Genomic DNA, 19,236 nt, shown 5'->3' on the forward strand with positions numbered 1-19,236 from the left:
GAGATGAGCAATGGGTGATATCCTGATCGTGGATGATGAACGGGACATTCGCGAGTTGATCGCGGATATTCTGGAAGACGAAGGGTACGGGACACGTCTGGCAGGCAACTCAGACGAATGCATGGCACAGTTGAACGCCGAAGCCCCTGCGCTGATGATCCTGGATATATGGCTCAAGGACAGCCAGATGGACGGGATCGACATTCTCAAACACGTCAAGCGGGACAACCCCGATGTCCCGGTGGTGATCATTTCCGGTCACGGCAATATCGAAATTGCCGTCGCCGCGATCAAACAGGGGGCTTATGACTTTATCGAAAAGCCCTTCAATATTGATCAACTGATGGTCGTCATCGGACGGGCGATGGAAATTTCGCGCCTGCGCCGGGAAAACAGCGCCCTGCGCCGCCGCGAGACCGTCGCAGTCGAAATGGTTGGATCAAGCGCGTCGTTCAAGTCATTGAAAACGCAACTGGACAAGGTGACCAAATCCAACAGCCGGGTGATGCTGACCGGGCCGGGCGGGTCGGGCAAGGAAGTTGCCGCGCGCTATATTCACGCCCATTCCAACCGCAACGACGCGCCCTTCGTGGTGGTCAATTCCGCCTCGATCGAACCCGACCGCATGGAAGAGGTTCTGTTCGGGCGCGAAGGCACCGAACGGGGGATCGAAAAGGGTCTGCTGGAAGAGGCCCACGGCGGTATCTTGTTCTTTGACGAAGTGGCCGACATGCCGTTGGGCACCCAATCGAAAATCCTGCGCGTGTTGGTCGATCAGAGTTTCACGCGGGTCGGTGGCAGCGACAAGGTACGGGTAGATGTGCGCCTTATTTCGAGTACCAACAAGGTGTTACCAGTCGAAATTGAAGCGGGCCGGTTCCGTGAAGAGCTATTTCACCGGTTGAACGTGGTCCCGATTTCCGTGCCGTCCCTGCAAGAGCGGCTGGAAGATGTCCCCGAATTGGTCGCGCTCTTCATCAAGCAGTTCAACGAAACCCAGGGCCTGCCTGCCCGCGTGCTCTCCGATGATGCCGCCGCCATGCTGCAGACCATGCAATGGCCGGGCAACGTGCGCCAGCTGCGCAATGTGATCGAGCGGGTTCTGATCCTGGGCGATGGCACGGGCGAAATTGCAGCAAGCGATCTGCCCACCGCCGAAGACGGCCCGAGCGACGCCGGCCGGATGACGATTTCAGGGGGATTGGCATCGCTGCCGCTGCGCGAGGCGCGCGAGCTGTTCGAACGCGAATACCTGCTGACGCAAATCAATCGTTTTGGCGGCAATATCAGCCGGACCGCGACCTTCGTGGGGATGGAACGCAGCGCGCTGCACCGCAAGCTCAAGTCGCTGGGTGTGGTAACGGCCAACAAGGCCGGGGCCCGTGTGGCCTATGTCGAACAGGAAGCGGCGCAGTAACGCAAGCGCGCGCTCTTGCGCCGCGCCGCTGCGTGATGCGCCAGCCCCCGCGCGCCGTAGTGCGCGCGCACAACAGAAGGCGCGGGCGCGCAATTGACCCCAGGGGCCGCGCGTGCCATGCCAAGGCGGTGCTGGCAATTTCAGGACGGGATGCATGAAAGTCATCATTTGCGGGGCAGGCCAGGTCGGCTGGCAGATCGCACGGCACCTGTCGGGTGAGAAAAACGACGTTACGGTGGTCGATAACAACCCCGAACTGGTGCGCCGGGCCACAGACACGCTGGATGTGCAGGGGATTGCCGGGTTCGCGTCCTATCCCGATGTATTGGACCGGGCCGGCGCGCGCGACGCCGACATGGTGATCGCCGCGACCCACTCGGACGAGGTCAACATGGTCACCTGCCAGGTGGCCCATTCGATTTTCGCGGTACCGCGCAAGATCGCGCGGTTGCGCTCGCAAAGCTATCTGACGGCGATCTATTCCGACCTTTACCGGCGCGATCACATGCCGATCGACGTCGTGATCAGCCCCGAACGTGAGGTAGCCGAAGCGGCGCTGCGCCGCCTTGCCGCCCCGGCCGCTTTCGACACCCAGAGCTTTCTTGGCGGCACCGCGCAGCTGGTCGGCATTTCGCTGGATGAAAACTGCCCGGTGATCAACACCCCGCTGCGCCAGTTGACCGATCTGTTTTCCACTTTGCGGGCCATCGTTGTGGGGATCCGGCGTGAAAAGAAACTGTTCGCGCCCGATCCGGGCGATCAGCTTTTCGCAGGGGATCAGGTCTATGTGTTCACCCATTCGCAGGACCTCAACCGCCTGATCGAGATTTTCGGCAAGACCAGCCGCAAGCAAGAGCGCGTGGTGGTCGTGGGGGGCGGAAACGTCGGTCTGGCTGTGGCCAAGGCCCTGGAAAGCCGGACCGAACGGGTGCGCGCCAAGGTGATCGAACAGAACCGCGACGTTGCCGAATCCGCCGCCGACACGCTAGAGCGCACGATCGTTTTGCACGGTGACGGGTTGAACAGCGAACTGCTGAACGAGGCGGGGATCGACCGCGCCGACGCAATTCTGGCCGTAACGGACGACGACAAGACCAACATTCTGACCGCCGTGCGCGCCAAGGAAGCGGGCTGCGCGATGGCCATCTGTCTGGTCAACGATCCCACACTGGTTCCGCTGCTGCGCCCGCTGCACATCGATGCCTATATCAACCCGCGCGCCACCACTGTGTCGTCGATCCTGCGTCATGTGCGCCATGGGCGCGTGCGCGGGGTCTATTCGGTGGGCGACGCCGAGGCCGAGGTGATCGAAGCGCAGGTTCTGTCGACCTCGCCCATTGCGGGGCATTCGATCCGCGACATCGATTTTCCCGAAGGCGTTCTGGTCGGCGCGATCATGAAGGGGGAAAAGCTGGTGAAACCCACCGGCGAGACGCGGATCGAAGAAGGCGATGTGATTGCGATCTTTGCGATGGCCAGCGACGTGCCCGAGGTCGAGCGCTTGCTCCAGGTCTCGATCGACTTTTTCTGATGCGCCGCCTGCTTCTGGATCTGCCGCTGTTCGTCCTGCTGTTGGCGGTGGCCGCGCTGGCCATGCTGGTGCCGGCCGGGTTCGCCGCCACTGTGGGCGAACATCAAGAGATGCGGGCGTTCTTTTATTCGGCCGTCTTGCTGGGCACTGTCAGCGGTTTTGCCGCGATCGCAACGCACGGCCGCCCGGTCCGCCGTCAGGGCCGGACCCATCTGATCACCTTGCTGGCGACTTATCTGGTCATCCCGGTGGTGCTGGCGGTGCCGGTCGTCGAAGCGGTGCGCGACACCAGTTTCATGAACGCCTGGTTTGAAATGGTTTCGGCCCTGACGACGACGGGGGCCACCGTGTTCGAAGACCCCGAGCGTCTCGGCCGCTCGGTTCATTTGTGGCGCGCGCTGGTCGGGTGGTTGGGGGGATTTCTGGCCTGGGTCACGGCGATCGCGATCATGGCGCCGCTGAATCTTGGCGGGTTCGAGGTTCTGAACCCCGCGCCTGTCGGTGGCGGCAACCGGGTGTTTGGCACCACGGCGTCCGCATTGCCCGGCGATACGCCGACCGCTGCCGAGCGGCTGATGCATTTCACCACGCGCCTTTTGCCGGTCTATACCGGGCTGACGACGGTGCTCTGGGTGGCGCTGACGGTTCTGGGTGAAACGCCGTTCGTGGCCTTTTGTCATGCGATGTCCACCATGGCGACATCGGGCATTTCGCCTGTCGGCGGGCTGTCGGGCGCGTCCGGCGTGATTGGCGAAGGGCTGGTGTTCCTGTTTCTTCTTTTTGCCTTGTCGCGCCAGACCTTTACCACCGATGCGCGCGGCGACGACACCGAAGCATTGCGCACCGATCCCGAATTTCGCCTAGGGCTGCTGATCGTGCTGGTCGTTCCGGTGCTGATATTCCTGCACCATTGGGTGGGCGTGTTGGATTTGCCCGAAGGGGCCGAACGGCCCGGCGGGCTGGCGGCATTCTGGGGCGGGTTGTTCACCACCATGTCGTTCCTGACCACGGCGGGCTTTGAAAGCGACTATTGGGATGCCGCGCAGCTGTGGTCGGGGCTGGAAACGCCCGGTCTGATGCTGCTCGGGCTGTCCATTTTCGGCGGCGGAGTGGCGACCACGGCGGGGGGCGTGAAACTGCTGCGGGTCTATGCGCTCTATCGTCATGGTCAGCGCGAACTGGACAAGCTGGTGTTTCCCAATTCGGTCGCCGGTGCGGGTGCGCGCGACCGTCATTTTCGCCGGCAAGGGGCCTATGTGGCTTGGGTCTTTTTCATGTTGTTCGCGATGTCGATCGCGATGGTGATGGCCATGCTTGGCTTTTTCCACCTGTCGTTCGAAGAGGTCACCGTGCTGACCGTCGCCGCCCTGTCGACCACCGGGCCGCTGGCAAGCGTCGCCGCCGACACGCCGCTGTCCTACGCCGCGCTGCCCGCCGGGGCCAAGGCGATCCTGGCCGGAACCATGGTGTTGGGGCGGCTGGAAATGCTGGTCATCGTGGCGCTGATCAACCCGTTGAACTGGCGGCAATAGGTCACTATTACAGCCATTTACCCTAACGGACTGTTTTTTGGGGTGGAATCCTTTGATTCGCCGCGCCATACTGATCCCTGTCAAATCAAACCCTGCCGCGCGAGAGGCAGACCGCACATAACTGCGCAAAAACATAGGCAACTGAACGATGGCTGGTGACAGACAGAATCTGCAAGACGCATTCCTGAACAACGTCCGCAAGGCCAAGGTTCCGGTGACAATTTTTCTCATCAACGGTGTCAAGCTGCAGGGCGTGATCACCTGGTTCGACAATTTCTGCGTGCTGCTGCGCCGTGACGGACAATCGCAACTGGTCTACAAACATGCGATTTCGACAATCATGCCATCCCAGCCGATAAGTCTTTATGAAGGTGACGAGTAACCTTGCCCGAGCATGAGGTTCGCAATACGCGGGCCTGGGTCATCCACCCCGACATTCTGAGCAACCCGGATCGCCGCGCTGCTGAACCGGCGCTGGACGAAGCTGTTGCGCTGGCCGCCGCCATGCCCGAACTTGACGTCGTGGGCAGCGAAGTGGTGCGCCTGTCCAAGGTGCAGCCGGGCATGCTGTTCGGGTCGGGCAAAGTCGAAGAGATTGCCGCGCGCCTGAGCGCCAACGACATCGAACTGGTGCTGGTGGACGGGCCGGTCAGCCCGGTGCAGCAGCGCAATCTGGAAAAGGCGTGGAAGGTCAAGCTTCTCGACCGGACCGGATTGATCCTTGAGATTTTTTCCGACCGGGCGCGCACCCGCGAAGGTGTACTGCAGGTGGAAATGGCGGCGCTGTCCTATCAGCGCACGCGGCTGGTGCGGGCCTGGACCCACCTTGAACGCCAGCGCGGCGGACTGGGGTTTGTCGGCGGGCCGGGGGAAACCCAGATCGAAGCGGACCGGCGCGCCATCGACGACCAGTTGACCCGGCTGCGCAAGCAACTGGCCAAGGTGGTCAAGACGCGCGAATTGCACCGCGCCGCGCGCGCCAAGGTGCCGTTCCCCATCGTCGCGCTGGTGGGCTATACCAACGCCGGAAAATCGACGCTGTTCAATCGGGCCACGGGCGCCGATGTGATGGCCAAGGATATGCTCTTTGCCACGCTCGATCCCACCATGCGCGCGGTCAAGCTGCCCACGGGCAAGGGCCAGGCCCGCGAGGTGATCCTGTCGGACACGGTCGGGTTCATTTCCGACCTGCCCACGCAACTGGTCGCCGCCTTCCGCGCCACGCTGGAAGAGGTTCTGTCGGCCGATCTGATCGTGCATGTGCGCGACATCAGCCACCCCCAGAGCGCGGAACAGGCCGCCGATGTCGAAACGATTTTGGCGTCTCTCGGGGTGAACAAGGACACGCCACGCCTTGAGGTCTGGAACAAGATCGACCGGGTGACGCCCGAACAGGCCGACGCCTTGCGCACACAAGCAGACCGCAGCGATGGCATACTTGTCACCTCGGCCTTGACGGGCGAAGGGCTGGAAGCGGTGTTCGACGCCATATCGGACGCGCTGTCGGACGAAACATTTGACACGGTGCTGGACCTGCCGTTCAGCGCGGGCAAGCAGCGCGCCTGGCTCTATGATCAGGACTTGGTGACCGGCGAAGAGCAGACCGAAGATGGCTACCGCCTGTCGGTCACGTGGTCGGCGCGGCAGGAAAAACGCTTTCGCGATCTGTGATCAGCCGGATTTGTCGAAGATCCCGGCGGTCGTGGCGGGCGCGATGGCTATGCCACCGCCCCGCGGGTCAACAGGAAACTTGGCGTTGGGAAAAGCCGTAGCAGAGGCATCCACGCGGCGAAAACGATCAAGCGGCGAAAACGATCAATCTGCGTGTCGCCGCGCGTATTCCGTTTCGAAAATTCCATGTCGCAAAACGCATCGAAGTCTTCAAACCCTCGCACCATCGGGCGCCGGGCAGCAATCGTGTCGGTGATGATCCGCCGGGGGTGACGTTTCTGAACCGCCGGGCAGGCGGCCAGACGATACGCGCGCCCTGCCGGCTGTCGCGATACCGCGCCAGGGCCGGGTCTCAGGGCTTGGTCAGGGCGGGGTCAGGGCGGGGTCAGGGCGCGGGTGTCAATCGGGTCACGCCGACGCCGGCCGCGCGGGCCAGACCGGGATCCAGGCTCATCGGGACATATTCGCCGCGCCGCCACAGCTCGCCCAGATCGTCATAGTGGCGCGACAGGAAATGGCCCGACTGGCCGGTCGCGGTAACAAAGACCGAACTGTCCGGATCGGCGAAATCATAGATCCCGCGATAGGCCGCGCCGTGCACATTTTCGTAAGGCTGCGCGCCCATGCCCCGCACCACCCCGCGCATCAGCGTGTTGTCCCCGCCCGACGTGCTCTGACGGATGTTCACGAACCAGCGCAGCACCGGCACGCGCCCCAGCACCGGGTGGTCGTGGGTGGCCTGATGCAGATCCCCCCACCGCAGGCTTTCCAGAGATCCGCCCATGCGTTCGTCGATCCACAGCAGCGCGTCATCCAGGGCAAGCCGCGCCATGTCAGGACAATTCTCAATCGCGGCCGATTGCAACACATCGCACCACGCGCTGGCCCCGTCCACATCGCGAAACACCCGCTCTAGAAAAATCGGTTCGACATGGGTGAAGGCGCGCGCCAGCGGGCCCAGATCGTCCCGGATCAGCCGCTGTTGCAGCGCGCGCACCCAAACCGAATAAATCACCGGCTCGGGCAGGTGTTCGTTCATTTCCCCGTTCCATTCCGCCAGCATTTCCAGCGCGCGTTGACGGCGCCGTTCGGGCGTGCCTTCGGGGGCAGGATCGCCAGTGAACCACAACTCGGCCGCGATCAGCGGCAACAGCGCCCGGGCCGACGGCGACACGATGTCCAGCTGGGTTTCCATAAAGCTTTCGCGGGTGTGAACCTCGCGGTTTTGCATCAGGCGCTGCCACCGCTGGATGCGTTGCGTGTCACCCCAGTGAAAGCTGACATGGTTGGGAAAGGGACGGTCGATCACCTTGTTGTTCGTGTTGCCCAGAATGCCGCCACGCGGCGCGCGAAACTCGGGGTTCGCGCTATAGGGCAGCGTGCCGTCCCACCGGTTTTGCGCAACCCAGCCATACGACGGGATGCGGCCCTGCGACTGGTGGTCGGCTTGCCGGCGGGGCAGGGCGCCGGTCAGTTTCATCGCGATGTCGTCCTGATCGGCCAGCACAAGGTTGATGGCCGGGGCTACGATGGCGCGCCCGGCCTCGATCCCAGCGTCGATATCGCCTGCCCGCATCAAGGCCATGTAGCCGTCCAGCGTCGTGTCGCGTTCGGACAGGCCGGTCCAGGCCAGCGATACCACATGGCCGGGCGGGGTGATTGCGGCAATGTTGAACTGGTCGGCGGGCAGCACCGGGCCGTTGTCGGACCAGCTCATGTCGATGGTAATCGGCGCCGCCTCGCGCATGCGGATGATCGACTGGCGCAATGTCAGCGGGGCAAAGCCGTCGGGGGTCTGCACCTCGTCCTGGTTGGCGGGGTTCAGCCGTTCCAGGAAGAGGTCCTGCGTGTCCGCGAAAGACGCCGTCATGCCCCAGCCAAAGCCCTGGCTGCGCCCCACCATGACCGCCGGAATGCCCGGGATCGTGCCGCCGATCACCCCGCCGCTGGGCAGGTCCAGCCGCGCCAGATACCACAGGCCGGGGGCGGTAAAATCCAGGTGCGGATCGTTGGCCAGCAGGGTTGACCCCGTGGCCGAGCGGCTTGGCGCGGCGGCCCAGGCGTTCGACGCGCCGCTCAGCGGGGCGGCCGCCAGCGGATAGAGCGGATCTTCGGCCAGGGCCTGTCGCACGGGGACGCCGGGGGCATCGCCGGGCACGATGTCGCGCAGCGCGGCAAATTCGGGCAGGGCGGCGATGCCGTTGCCGGGCGCATCGGGCATCAGATCCTGCACCCGGTCGGGCACCAAAAGCGCGGTGCGCATCCGCAGCACCTCGTCTTCAAGGTGTCCGGTCATGCGAAAGGCGATCAGCTTCAGGATGGCCAGCGAATCCGCCGGGGCCCAGGGCGCGATGTCGCTTTTGAATACGAACATTTCGGGGGCGCCGCGCCCCAGGGCGCCGCGGTTCACCTGTTCCAGCCACGCGTTGACCCCATCGGCATAGGCGCGCAGCGCACGCTGCGTTTCGGGGGCCAGATGCGCCTGGCTGGCGCGCGCCGCCGGATAGAGCGCCAGCCGCCGCATCAGCTCGTCGCTGCGAAACGTGCGTTCGCCAAACATTTCCGACAAACGGCCCTGCACTGTGCGCCGCAGCATCATCATTTGCCACAGCCGGTCCTGCGCATGGGCGAATCCCAGCCCGAAATACACGTCCGCCTCGGTGTCGCCAAAGACATGCGGGACGGCCACGTTGTCGCGCACGATTTCGACGCGCCCATCCAGCCCGCGCACGCTGTACTGGCCGTCATAATCGGGCAGGGATCGCGCCGCGAGCCAGTAAAACAGCCCCGCAGCGCCCAATCCCAGCAGGATCAGCGCGGTAAAGAGATTGGCAGCGATACGAAACAGTCGGAGCATTCAGCCGGGCGATGATTGAAGTGGGTGCACGTGGCAGGTACGAAGGATTGAACCTGTTTAGGACAAAGCCGCAAGAGGGGAAAGCCATGGCGAAAGTTACGTTTCTGGGATTGGGGGTCATGGGCTATCCGATGGCCGGGCATCTGGCCGCCGCCGGTCACCAGGTCACGGTGTATAACCGTACCGCCAGCAAGGCCGAACGCTGGTGCGCCGAGCACAAGGGCACGGCCGCCGCCACCCCGGCCAAAGCCGCCAAAGGCGCGCAAATCGTGTTTGCCTGCGTCGGCAACGACAACGATCTGCGCGCCGTGTGCTGCGGGCCGGACGGCGCGTTCTCGGCGATGGACGCGGGCGCGATTTTCGTGGATCACACCACCGTGTCGGCCGCCATCACGCGCGAGATGTACGACGATGCCAAAGCCAAGGGGCTGGGCTTTGTCGATGCGCCGGTGTCCGGTGGGCAGGCAGGCGCCCAAAACGGGGCGCTGTCCGTCATGTGCGGGGGCGATCAGGCCGATTATGACCGCGTCCAACCCGTGATCGACGCCTATGCCAAGATCTGCCGCAGAATGGGCGAGGTCGGCGCAGGCCAGACCACCAAGATGTGCAACCAGATCGCCATTGCCGGGCTGGTCCAGGGCCTGTCCGAGGCCTTGCATTTTGCCCAGCGGGCCGGTGTGGATGGCGCCGCCGTGGTCGAAGTGATTAGCCAGGGCGCAGCGGGCAGCTGGCAGATGTCAAACCGCTATCAGAGCATGCTGGCGGGCGATTATGAACACGGTTTCGCGGTCGACTGGATGCGCAAGGACCTGAGGATATGCCTGGAGGAAGCCGACCGGAACGGATCGTCACTGCCGGTCACCGCGCTGGTCGACCAGTTCTACAAGGACGTGCAGAAACTGGGCGGCGGACGGTGGGATACATCGTCATTGCTGGCGCGTCTGAACGCGATCGGGTGATCCAAAGGAAAGGCACGACCCTGCGGGCCGTGCCTTGCGTGTTTCGCCGCGCCGCACGCGGCGCGCGGCAGGACCCGCTCAGGGAATGATGCGGGTGTATTTCGTGCCTTCGATGCTGGCGCCGATGCCAAGGCCCGTCTGACCGAACACAAACGCCAGAACTGGCGACAGGGTGGTGGTGGTGTCGGCGGACAGGTTTTCGCCCTGGTTCGCGGCGACATATTCCACATCGGCCCCTGCGACCCAACCGGGCGAATTGCGGAATTCGGCCAGCGCCTGATCGGTCATGAACATCAGCACATGGGCGTATTGCTGGGCCCCGATCTGCAGACCGAAGCTGGCTTGCGTGGTGGAATAGTAATCGACCGGCACGCCGCCGACCTGCAGCACGCCGCGCCCATAGGCGCCGCCAAACCCCAGCCCCGCCTTGGTAACCAGCGGCATGACCAGCACGCCCGCGGCCTTGTCGGCAAGATCGCGTGTTTCCGGGTAGTTGCTGTACAGATAGTTCAGCGTCGCATCTGCGCGCGCGTCAATCGTGGCCGCGCCCGAGCTTTGCAGCCCGTTGTCGCACGCAGCGGTACCCATCAGGCCGGTCGCGGCCAGACCGGCCAGGAAAAGGCGGCGGGGAAGATATGTCATGGGAAGCTCTCTTTGTTTGCCTGTAGATGCCAGTTCGGCCTCATAGCGGGCCAATTGGGGGGCACTATAGCCCGTGCAGGCGCGGCTGTCATCGTTAACCTGAGCGGCTGGCATATGTGCGCTGATGCACAGCGCGCGCGCTTTATCCCATAATTGCGCGCTGAATTTTGAGCGGCTAGCCATATCCCAACTGACCCAAGGAGACGAAAATGGACACTCTCAAGATTTACGCCGCGCCGGCAGGGCGCGTTCTTCTGGCCCTGATTTTCCTGATTTCAGGTCTGCAAAAGCTGGGCGATCCGGCCGGCAACGCCGCCTATATCGCAAGCGGCGGATTGCCCGGATTTCTGGTCTGGCCCACGATTGCCGTCGAACTGATCGGTGCCATTGCGTTGATCGTCGGATATCAGACGCGGCTGGCGGCCCTGGCGCTGGCCGGGTTCACGCTGCTGGCTGGCGTGCTCTATCACCTGATCCCCGCTGGCGCCGCCGAAGGCATGGCCGCGCAAATGCAGATGATCATGTTCCTGAAGAACCTGTCGATCACCGGCGGTCTGCTGTTCGTGATCGCCATGGGCGCAGGCCCGGTGTCCATGGAAGGGCGCATGGCCCGCGCCTGAGCCCCTACGGCGCCGTATGGCAGACCCATACGGTGCCGTACGGCCCTATTCGTTCAACAATTTGGCGGCGGCGGGGGCAAAATAGGTCAACACCCCGTTGCAGCCTGCACGCTTGAACGCAAGAAGGCTTTCCATCATCACCTTTTCGCCGTCGATCCAGCCATTGTTCGCCGCGCCCGATATCATCGCGTATTCGCCGGACACCTGATAGGCAAAGGTGGGCGCGCCAAACGCGTCCTTCACGCGGCGGCAGATATCCAGATAGGGCATGCCGGGCTTGACCATCACCATGTCGGCCCCTTCGGACAGGTCACGTTCGACCAGCCGCAACGCCTCGTCCGCATTGCCCGGATCCATCTGATAGGTTTTCTTGTCGCCGACCAGCGCGCCCGAGGCGCCAACCGCGTCGCGAAAGGGGCCATAGAACCCGCTGGCATATTTCGCCGAATAGCTCATGATCGATACGTTGCGATGGCCGTCGGCTTCCAGCGCCCGGCGCATCGCCCCGACCCGCCCGTCCATCATGTCCGACGGGCCGATGATGTCGGCGCCCGCTTCGGCCTGGGCCAGCGTCATCTTGACCAGCGCCTCGATGGTTTCGTCGTTCATGATCTCGCCGTCCACGACGAACCCGTCATGGCCGTTGATATTATAGGGGTCCAGCGCCACGTCGGTCATGATTGCCAGCTCGGGCACCCGGTCTTTGATCGCGCGAATGGCCGTGTTGGACAGGTTGTCCGCGCTCCAGGCCTGGGCGCAGTCTAGGGTTCGCGCCTCTTGGCTGGTGTAGGGAAACAGGCAGATGGCGGGGATGCCCAACGCATACGCCTCGGCGGCCTTGGCAACCAGCCGGTCGATGGTCAGACGGCTGACCCCCGGCATCGACGGAATCGGAGTTTCGTCATCGTGGCCTTCCCGGATGAATACCGGCCAGATCAGATCGTTCACGCTCAGCTCGTTCTCGCGGACCAGATCGCGCAGCGCGCCCATTTTTCGGGTGCGGCGCAGGCGGGTCATCGGGAAGGGGGCGATGGATTTGGGCATCGGGCACCTCGCAATTGTTGCGCCCGAAGGGGTGACATGTATTTTCACCGCGCTCAAGGGTGGGATTCGCCGCAACCCGCAGCTAGATTGCGCAAGACACGCACCGGGAAGGGCCAGCATTGGACGTCTATCAGACCATATTCGAGGTGATCGACATGCGATCATTCTCGAACCTGTGGTACTGGATCGCGCTGGCCGTGGTCTGGTCGACCGCATCGCATTTCGTGCTGGGCGTGCCGTTTGACCTGATCTTGCGGGCCAAGCGAAACGGCGGCCAGGACGAGGTGGACATGCACGATCTGGTGCGCATCAACGTCAACCGCATCCTGAACATCGGGCAGGTGGCGGGCCTGTGGATCACCGGGTTGGGCTGTCTGGTTTTGACCATGCTGGCGCTTTTGGGGTTCGTTTACCGGGCCGAGTTTGCACAGGCGCTGTTCCTGTTGGCCTTTCCGATGTCGCTGGTTGGCATCTTGTCGTCGCGGGCTGCGGCCAGCATCCAGGCCTCTGGCGCGGAGGGGGATGACCTTTATCGCCGTCTGCGCCGTCACCGTTTGTATACGCAGGCGATCGGCATGATATCGATCCTGGTGACGGCCATGTGGGGCATGTACAAAAATATCGCCGTGGGGCCTTTCGGGTACTGATCGCATGACCCAATCCAGACATATCACCCGGGGCGGCGCGCCCGAGGGATTCGACGCGCTTTTGCTGGCCGAAGCCGCGCGCGATCACGTCGTGCTCCATGTGGCGCGCGACGACAGAAGCCTGGCCGCAATGCGCGCCGCGCTGGCGTTCTTCGCCCCCGACATGCCCGTGCTAGCCTTTCCCGGCTGGGATTGCCTGCCGTATGACCGCGTGTCGCCGAACCCGGACATATCGGCCACGCGCATGGCCACATTGGCCGCACTGGCCAAAGGCGCGGTGCCAAAGCGTTTTATCGTGTTGACGACGCTGAACGCCGCAACCCAGCGGGTGCCCGCCCGCGCGGTGCTGCAACAGGCGGCCTGGTCGGCGCGCGTGGGCGAACGGATCGACGAAGAGGCCTTGCGCGGCTTTCTGGTGCGCATGGGGTTTACGCAGGCGCCGACGGTGCTCGAACCGGGCGATTACGCCATTCGCGGCGGCATTATCGACATTTATCCCCCCGGTCAGGCCGGCCCGGTGCGGCTGGACCTTTTTGGCGATGTGCTGGACGGGGCGCGCCGCTTTGATCCCGAAACGCAAAGAACCACCGAAACTCTATCGCAGGTTGATCTGGCGCCCGTCTCCGAGGTGCTTCTGGACGAGGCGGCGATCACCCGGTTTCGCCAGAACTACCGCATCGAATTTGGCGCCGCAGGCACCGACGATCCGCTCTACGAGGCCGTCAGCGCCGGGCGCAAACACCAGGGCATCGAACACTGGCTGCCGTTTTTCCACGCGCATCTGGAAACCCTGTTCGACTATCTTCCAGAAGCAGAAATAACGCTGGAAGATCAATCCTCTGCGCAGCGTATGTCACGTTGGGAAGGCATCGTCGATCAATACGAAACCCGCCGCCACGCGCTCGGGCAGAAAAGCCGTGTGGATACCGTTTACAAGCCGTGCCCGCCGGGGCTGCTTTATCTGGACGATGCCGCCTGGGATCGGGCGATTGCCGGCCACCGCGTGGTACAGATGCACCCGTTGCCGCAGGCAACCGGCCCGAATGTGGTGGACGCAGGCGGGCGCGTCGGGCGCAATTTCGCGCCCGAACGACAGCGCGAAGATGTCAATCTTTTCGACGCATTAGAGCATCATATTGAGGCAAAGCGGCGCGACGGTCAGGTGATCATCGCGTCTTTTTCCGAAGGCGCGCGTGAGCGGCTTGAGGGGCTGTTGGAAGACCAGGGATTGGTCGGCGCAACCCGCATTTCGACCTTCAACGATGTCCCCGAGGGCAAAGGCGGCGTGTACCTGGCGATCTGGCCCCTGGGCACCGGGTTCGAAGGCCGTGGCCTGACGGTGATTTCCGAACAGGACGTGCTCGGGGATCGCATGGTGCGCCGCGGCCCGAAAAAGCGCCGGGCCGAAAACTTTCTCACCGAAGCGCAATCGCTGTCGCCCGGCGATCTGATCGTGCACGTCGATCACGGGGTCGGCATTTTTCGCGGGCTGGAAGTCATCGATGCGCTTGGCGCCCGACACGAATGCCTGCTGTTGGAATATGCGGGCGGCGACCGGCTGTATTTGCCGGTGGAAAACATCGAACTGCTGTCGCGCTATGGCCAGGATGAAGGCCTGCTCGACAAGCTGGGCGGCGGCGCCTGGCAGTCGAAAAAGGCCCGGCTGAAACAGCGCATCCGCGAGATTGCCGACAAGCTGATCCGCATCGCCGCCGAGCGCCACCTGCGCAAGGCCCCCATCGTGACCCCGCCAGACGGGATGTGGGACGCCTTTTGCGCGCGATTCCCCTATCAGGAAACCGAAGATCAGCTGAAAGCCATCGAAGATGTGCTGGACGATCTGGAAGCGGGTCTGCCGATGGATCGCCTGATCTGCGGCGACGTGGGCTTTGGCAAAACCGAGGTTGCCATGCGCGCTGCCTTTATCGCCGCCGTGTCCGGCCTGCAGGTAGCCATGATCGCGCCCACCACGCTGCTTGCGCGCCAGCATTTCAATTCCTTTGCCGACCGATTTCGCGGTTTTCCCATCAATGTCAGGCCCTTGTCGCGCTTTGTTAGCGCGCGCGACGCCGCCAAGACCCGCGAGGGGCTGACCAGTGGCGAAATCGATATCGTCGTGGGCACCCACGCGCTGCTGGCCAAACAAGTCAAGTTCAAGAACCTCGGCCTGTTGATCGTCGACGAAGAGCAGCGCTTTGGCGTGAACCACAAGGAACGCCTGAAAGAACTGCGCAGCGATATCCACGTGCTGACCCTGTCGGCCACGCCAATCCCGCGCACGCTGCAAATGTCGCTGACCGGGGTGCGCGACCTGTCGATCATCGGCACGCCGCCCGTCGACCGGCTGTCGATCCGCACTTATGTGTCCGAATTTGATGCCGTCACCGTGCGCGAGGCGCTGCTGCGCGAACACTATCGCGGCGGGCAGTCGTTCTTTGTTGTTCCGCGCATCAAGGACATCCCCGAAATCGAAGAGTTCCTGCGCGATTCCGTGCCCGAGGTCAGCTTTGTCGTCGCCCATGGCCAGATGGCGGCGGGCGAACTGGATGACCGGATGAACGCGTTTTACGACGGCAAGTACGACGTGCTTTTGGCGACGACGATCATCGAAAGCGGCATCGACATCCCCACCGCGAACACGATGATCATCCATCGTGCTGACATGTTCGGTCTGGCGCAGCTCTACCAGATCCGGGGCCGGGTGGGCCGGGCAAAGGTGCGCGCCTATGCTTATTTGACAACCAAGCCGCGCGTGCCGCTGACGCCGGGCGCGGAAAAACGTCTGCGCGTCCTGGGCAGTCTGGATACGCTGGGCGCAGGCTTTACCCTGGCCAGCCAGGATCTGGATATTCGCGGGGCCGGCAACCTGGTGGGCGAAGAGCAGTCCGGCCAGATGCGCGAGGTGGGCTTCGAACTGTACCAATCCATGCTGGAAGAGGCGATCGCCAAGATCAAATCGGGCGAGTCCGAAGGCATTCCATCGCTGGACGATGGCGATTGGTCGCCGCAGATCAACTTGGGCGTTTCTGTTTTGATCCCCGAGGATTACGTGCCCGACCTTGATGTGCGGCTGGGGCTCTATCGCCGCCTGTCCGCGTTGCATTCCAAGGTGGAACTGGAAGGCTTCGCCGCCGAATTGATCGACCGTTTCGGCAAACTGCCCAAAGAGGTCAACACGCTGCTTCTGATCGTTCGGATCAAGGAAATGTGCCGCAAGGCACAGATTGCGCGGCTGGATGGCGGCCCCAAGGGCGCCACGATCCAGTTCCACAACGATAAATTCCCCAATCCCAAAGGTTTGGTTGACTTTGTTCAGGCCCAGAACGGGCTGGCCAAGGTCAAGGACAACAAGATCGTCATCCGGCGAGACTGGAAAAAAGACAGCGACAAGATCAAGGGCGTTTTCGCCATTGCGCAGGATCTGGCGCGTCACGCCAAGGCGGGCTGATCCGCCCGGGGTGTCCGGCAAAACAGCCGCGCTGCGGCCATACAGATGCCCCGCGCCAGCCCCCCAGCACCAAGATCGCTACCAAGATCGCTAAGGCGGATAGCCCTTGATCAGCGCATCCGAGTGCAGCGCGGCGGCAAGGGCGGGCAGGGCGGCGATGTGAACGCAAAGCTATTGGCGACGGCCGAAAATAACGGCGCGCTCAGTGTGCCAGAGACGCCATCGCACACGCGCTCAATCGCCCTGTTCGGCCAGCTCGTCCAGAACCTGCAGCCACAACTCAGGCGGTTGCGCGCCGGGCACCGCATGACGTCCACCCACGATGAACAGCGGCACCGCATCCACGCCCCGTTCGCGGGCGTGGGCATCGCGCTGGCGGATCAGATCGACATCTGCATCGCTGTCCAGCAGACGCAGGGTGACATCGCGATCCATACCGAAGCGTATGGCGATATCGGCCAGCACCTGGTGGTCGCCAATGTCGCGCCCTTCCTTGAAATAGGCGGCGAACAGGGCGGACACCACCGGTGTCTGCGCGCCTTCGACCCCGGCCCAATGGATCAGCCGATGGGCGTCAAGCGTATTGGGCGTGCGTTCGATTGCGGGCAGGTCCAGCTTTAGGCCGGCTTTTTCGGCGTGCTCCAGCACGGGGCCATAGGATTTCACCACGCCGTCGCGTCCGCCGAACTTGGTTTCGAGATACTCGATGCGGTCCATCCCGTCCGCTGGCATGTCCGGGTTCAGTTGAAACGGGTGCCATTCAATCGCGAACGGATGGTCCGGGCGCTGTTCCAGCGCGCGGTCCAGGTTCGTTTTTCCGATGTAGCACCACGGGCAAATCGGGTCTGAGAATATGTCCAGCTTGATCATTCGCACGGGCTAAGCGTTGCGGTGGCGCAGGTCAAGCGCGCCAAAAAAGAACACTGTTCCCCGTGGTCACGAATGCGCGAGCGCGCGATGTTCCCGGTGGCCCTACATCTTGTGTTTTGCGCGGTTTGCAAATTTGCAAACCCATCGAAGTTCACCCTTTATACCTGGTCTGTTCGCGCCATCAACCCGGCGCTCGTAACATGCCATCTCGCTTGGTTCGACGCGCCAGAATCGCCTAACATTCTGAGTACAAGTGATAATGAGCAGTGCGATGACACATATTCAGGATCTTTCGACCCCAACGACCCGGGCAAAGCGCAGTGCGCGGTTGCGGGTACCATTCATGACGTTGCTTGTGGGCGGGATGGCGGCGCTCGCCGTGGCCCTGGGGGCGCTGAACAATGTGCTAGAAGACTGGGTCGTGGCCAAATCCGACTTTGGCCAGATGAGCGAAGTTGAATTCGTATCGGGCCAGATCCTCGCGGACTAAAGCGCCTTGCGCAACGCGCGACGCTGGATCTTGCCGTTCCGGTTCTTGGGCAGCGCCGCGACATGAACAAAGACCCGGGGCGTCTTGTACCGGGCCAGCCGCGACGCGGCGAACGAAACCAAGGAAGCCTCCGCAAGAGGGGCATCGGCGGTGTAATACAGGCAAACGGCGGTGGTGTCGGCCTTGACGGGTTGCTCCACCGCCGCACACTCGTGGATGTCGGGGTGGGCGGTGAATACGGCCTCAACCTCGACCGGCGACACCCGAAAGCCCCCCGCATTCATCATGTCATCGTCGCGGCCCAGATAGGTGATCGCGCCATCTTCGGCCATGCTGACCTGATCGCCGGTGACGAACCAATCGCCGTGAAAACGCGCCTCGGTCGCTTCGGGCGCGCCCCAATATCCCAACATCAACCCCGGATCGCTGCGATGCACGGCCAGCGTGCCGCCCATACCCCGCCGTACGGGGACGCCATCGGGTGACAATACGGCAACGTATCGTCCCTCTTGCGCATAGCCCAAGGCCCCCTCTGGCGCGGGGCGCGATGGGGCGCCTGACACGAAGGTGGAACATTCGGACATGCCAAACGCCTCGTAAATCGCGGTGCCTGTGGCGGCGCTCCAGCGCGCCCGGATCGCTGCGGGCAGTTTTTCACCCGCGGACAACCCGTGGCGCAATGACGGCAGGTCGGGCATGTCGGCGCGCAGCATTTGTCGGTACACGCCGGGCGTGGCGGCAAAGATTGTCGCCGCATCACGCGCCAGCAATGCAGGCAGATCGGTGGACGCGGTGCCCACAGCGGGGATGACAGCTGTCGCGCCGAGCGCCCACGGATCCATCAGCCCGGTGCCCAGTGTATATGTCCAGTTGAACGCGCCCGCGTGCAGAACCCGGTCGCTCGGGGTTAGCCCGAACCAGCCGTCGTGCATCATGCGCCGTGCCCAGATCGCGCGATGCGCATGGGTGACCGCGCGCGCCGCGCCCGACGTGCCCGAGGTATAGATGATATAGGCCGGGCGATCCGGCGCGCCCATGTGCCAGTCGCAAGGCGGGCGCTGATGCAGATCGTGCAGCGCATCAGCGCCAAGCACGGGAATGTCCTGCGATGGCAAGGCAATACCCGTGTCCGCGACAACCAGCGCGGGGCTGATTTCATCCGCGATTTTGGTCACTTCGGGGCCGGTCAACATGGGGGATGTGGGCACGGGGATCAGCCCCACGGCGATCGCCGCCAGATAAGTCAGCGGAAATTCGACCGTATTGCCCAGCCGCATCAAAACCCGATCGCCCGGGGTCAGCCCCTGGTCCAGCAGCGCAGTCCCAAGGCCACGCGTGGCGCGCGTAAGCTCTGCGTAACTCCAGACTTCGCGCCGGTTTCCCGCGATGATCAGCGCGGGTTTGTCCGGCGTGGCCTGACCAGCGGCCAGTACGTACCGGGCCATATTGAAGGACTGCGGCGCAGGGTCACGCAGTTGCTCGGGGGCGATGACAGACAGCATGGGGCG

15 protein-coding genes are annotated in these 19,236 nt (G+C 63.3%); 10 read left to right on the forward strand and 5 right to left on the reverse strand.

Going from position 1 to position 19,236, the window contains the following annotated elements; all coding sequences use genetic code 11:
• The first annotated feature begins 10 nt into the window (after positions 1-10).
• The 5 genes from ACP2AV_RS06795 (at position 11) to hflX (ending at position 6,151) form a co-directional block, all read left to right on the forward strand.
• Positions 11-1,417 carry a sigma-54-dependent transcriptional regulator gene (locus ACP2AV_RS06795; RefSeq protein ID WP_426371943.1) on the forward strand — a complete coding sequence of 469 codons (1,407 nt, stop codon included), beginning with the start codon at positions 11-13 and terminating at the stop codon, positions 1,415-1,417.
• Positions 1,418-1,571: 154 nt separating this feature from the next.
• The gene (gene trkA / locus ACP2AV_RS06800) at positions 1,572-2,948 is read left to right on the forward strand and encodes a Trk system potassium transporter TrkA (RefSeq protein ID WP_426371944.1); all 1,377 of its coding nucleotides are present in this window, start codon (positions 1,572-1,574) and stop codon (positions 2,946-2,948) included.
• Positions 2,948-4,480 (forward strand): TrkH family potassium uptake protein, encoded by a 1,533-nt coding sequence (locus tag ACP2AV_RS06805; RefSeq protein ID WP_426371945.1) that lies wholly within the window; start codon positions 2,948-2,950, stop codon positions 4,478-4,480. Before trkA ends, ACP2AV_RS06805 begins: the two co-directional genes overlap by 1 nt.
• 148 nt (positions 4,481-4,628) lie before the next feature.
• Positions 4,629-4,862, forward strand: a complete 234-nt coding sequence (gene hfq, locus ACP2AV_RS06810; protein ID WP_426371946.1) for an RNA chaperone Hfq — start codon at positions 4,629-4,631, stop codon at positions 4,860-4,862.
• A 2-nt stretch (positions 4,863-4,864) separates the two neighbouring features.
• Positions 4,865-6,151: a GTPase HflX gene (gene hflX, locus ACP2AV_RS06815; protein WP_426371947.1), complete on the forward strand. Its 1,287-nt coding sequence runs from the start codon at positions 4,865-4,867 to the stop codon at positions 6,149-6,151.
• 385 nt (positions 6,152-6,536) lie between these two features.
• Here the strand turns inward: hflX and ACP2AV_RS06820 are convergent, their stop codons facing one another.
• Positions 6,537-9,008, reverse strand: a complete 2,472-nt coding sequence (locus ACP2AV_RS06820; protein WP_426371948.1) for a penicillin acylase family protein — start codon at positions 9,006-9,008, stop codon at positions 6,537-6,539.
• A gap of 86 nt (positions 9,009-9,094) precedes the next feature.
• Here ACP2AV_RS06820 and ACP2AV_RS06825 point away from each other — a divergent pair, with 86 nt between their 5' ends.
• Entirely contained in the window at positions 9,095-9,967 is an 873-nt protein-coding gene (locus ACP2AV_RS06825; protein WP_426371949.1) for an NAD(P)-dependent oxidoreductase, read from the forward strand.
• Between the two features lie 78 nt (positions 9,968-10,045).
• Here the strand turns inward: ACP2AV_RS06825 and ACP2AV_RS06830 are convergent, their stop codons facing one another.
• Positions 10,046-10,609, reverse strand: coding sequence for a YSC84-related protein (locus ACP2AV_RS06830; protein ID WP_426371950.1), 564 nt, complete (start codon positions 10,607-10,609; stop codon positions 10,046-10,048).
• A 209-nt stretch (positions 10,610-10,818) separates the two neighbouring features.
• Here ACP2AV_RS06830 and ACP2AV_RS06835 point away from each other — a divergent pair, with 209 nt between their 5' ends.
• Complete coding sequence (locus tag ACP2AV_RS06835; RefSeq protein WP_426371951.1) at positions 10,819-11,229, forward strand: DoxX family protein; 411 nt, start codon at positions 10,819-10,821, stop codon at positions 11,227-11,229.
• A 45-nt stretch (positions 11,230-11,274) separates the two neighbouring features.
• On the opposite strand, the gene hemB is transcribed toward ACP2AV_RS06835, so the two are convergent.
• Positions 11,275-12,273 carry a porphobilinogen synthase gene (gene hemB / locus ACP2AV_RS06840; protein ID WP_426371952.1) on the reverse strand — a complete coding sequence of 333 codons (999 nt, stop codon included), beginning with the start codon at positions 12,271-12,273 and terminating at the stop codon, positions 11,275-11,277.
• 119 nt (positions 12,274-12,392) lie between these two features.
• Between hemB and ACP2AV_RS06845 the strand changes: the two genes are divergently transcribed.
• Complete coding sequence (locus ACP2AV_RS06845) at positions 12,393-12,920, forward strand: component of SufBCD complex (protein WP_426371953.1); 528 nt, start codon at positions 12,393-12,395, stop codon at positions 12,918-12,920.
• A gap of 4 nt (positions 12,921-12,924) precedes the next feature.
• Positions 12,925-16,368, forward strand: a complete 3,444-nt coding sequence (gene mfd, locus ACP2AV_RS06850) for a transcription-repair coupling factor (protein ID WP_426371954.1) — start codon at positions 12,925-12,927, stop codon at positions 16,366-16,368.
• A gap of 234 nt (positions 16,369-16,602) precedes the next feature.
• On the opposite strand, the gene ACP2AV_RS06855 is transcribed toward mfd, so the two are convergent.
• On the reverse strand, positions 16,603-17,238 hold the full coding sequence (locus ACP2AV_RS06855) for a DsbA family oxidoreductase (protein ID WP_426371955.1): 636 nt from the start codon (positions 17,236-17,238) through the stop codon (positions 16,603-16,605).
• A gap of 271 nt (positions 17,239-17,509) precedes the next feature.
• Here ACP2AV_RS06855 and ACP2AV_RS06860 point away from each other — a divergent pair, with 271 nt between their 5' ends.
• A complete protein-coding gene (locus tag ACP2AV_RS06860; protein ID WP_426371956.1) occupies positions 17,510-17,728 on the forward strand; it encodes a hypothetical protein in 219 nt (72 codons plus the stop codon).
• Here the strand turns inward: ACP2AV_RS06860 and ACP2AV_RS06865 are convergent.
• Positions 17,725-19,230 (reverse strand): class I adenylate-forming enzyme family protein, encoded by a 1,506-nt coding sequence (locus ACP2AV_RS06865; RefSeq protein WP_426371957.1) that lies wholly within the window; start codon positions 19,228-19,230, stop codon positions 17,725-17,727. The two genes, ACP2AV_RS06860 and ACP2AV_RS06865, sit on opposite strands and share 4 nt — an antisense overlap.
• Positions 19,231-19,236 lie beyond the last annotated feature (6 nt).

This window comes from Aliiroseovarius sp. PTFE2010, from assembly GCF_049943335.1.
GTDB lineage: Bacteria > Pseudomonadota > Alphaproteobacteria > Rhodobacterales > Rhodobacteraceae > JBNFVY01.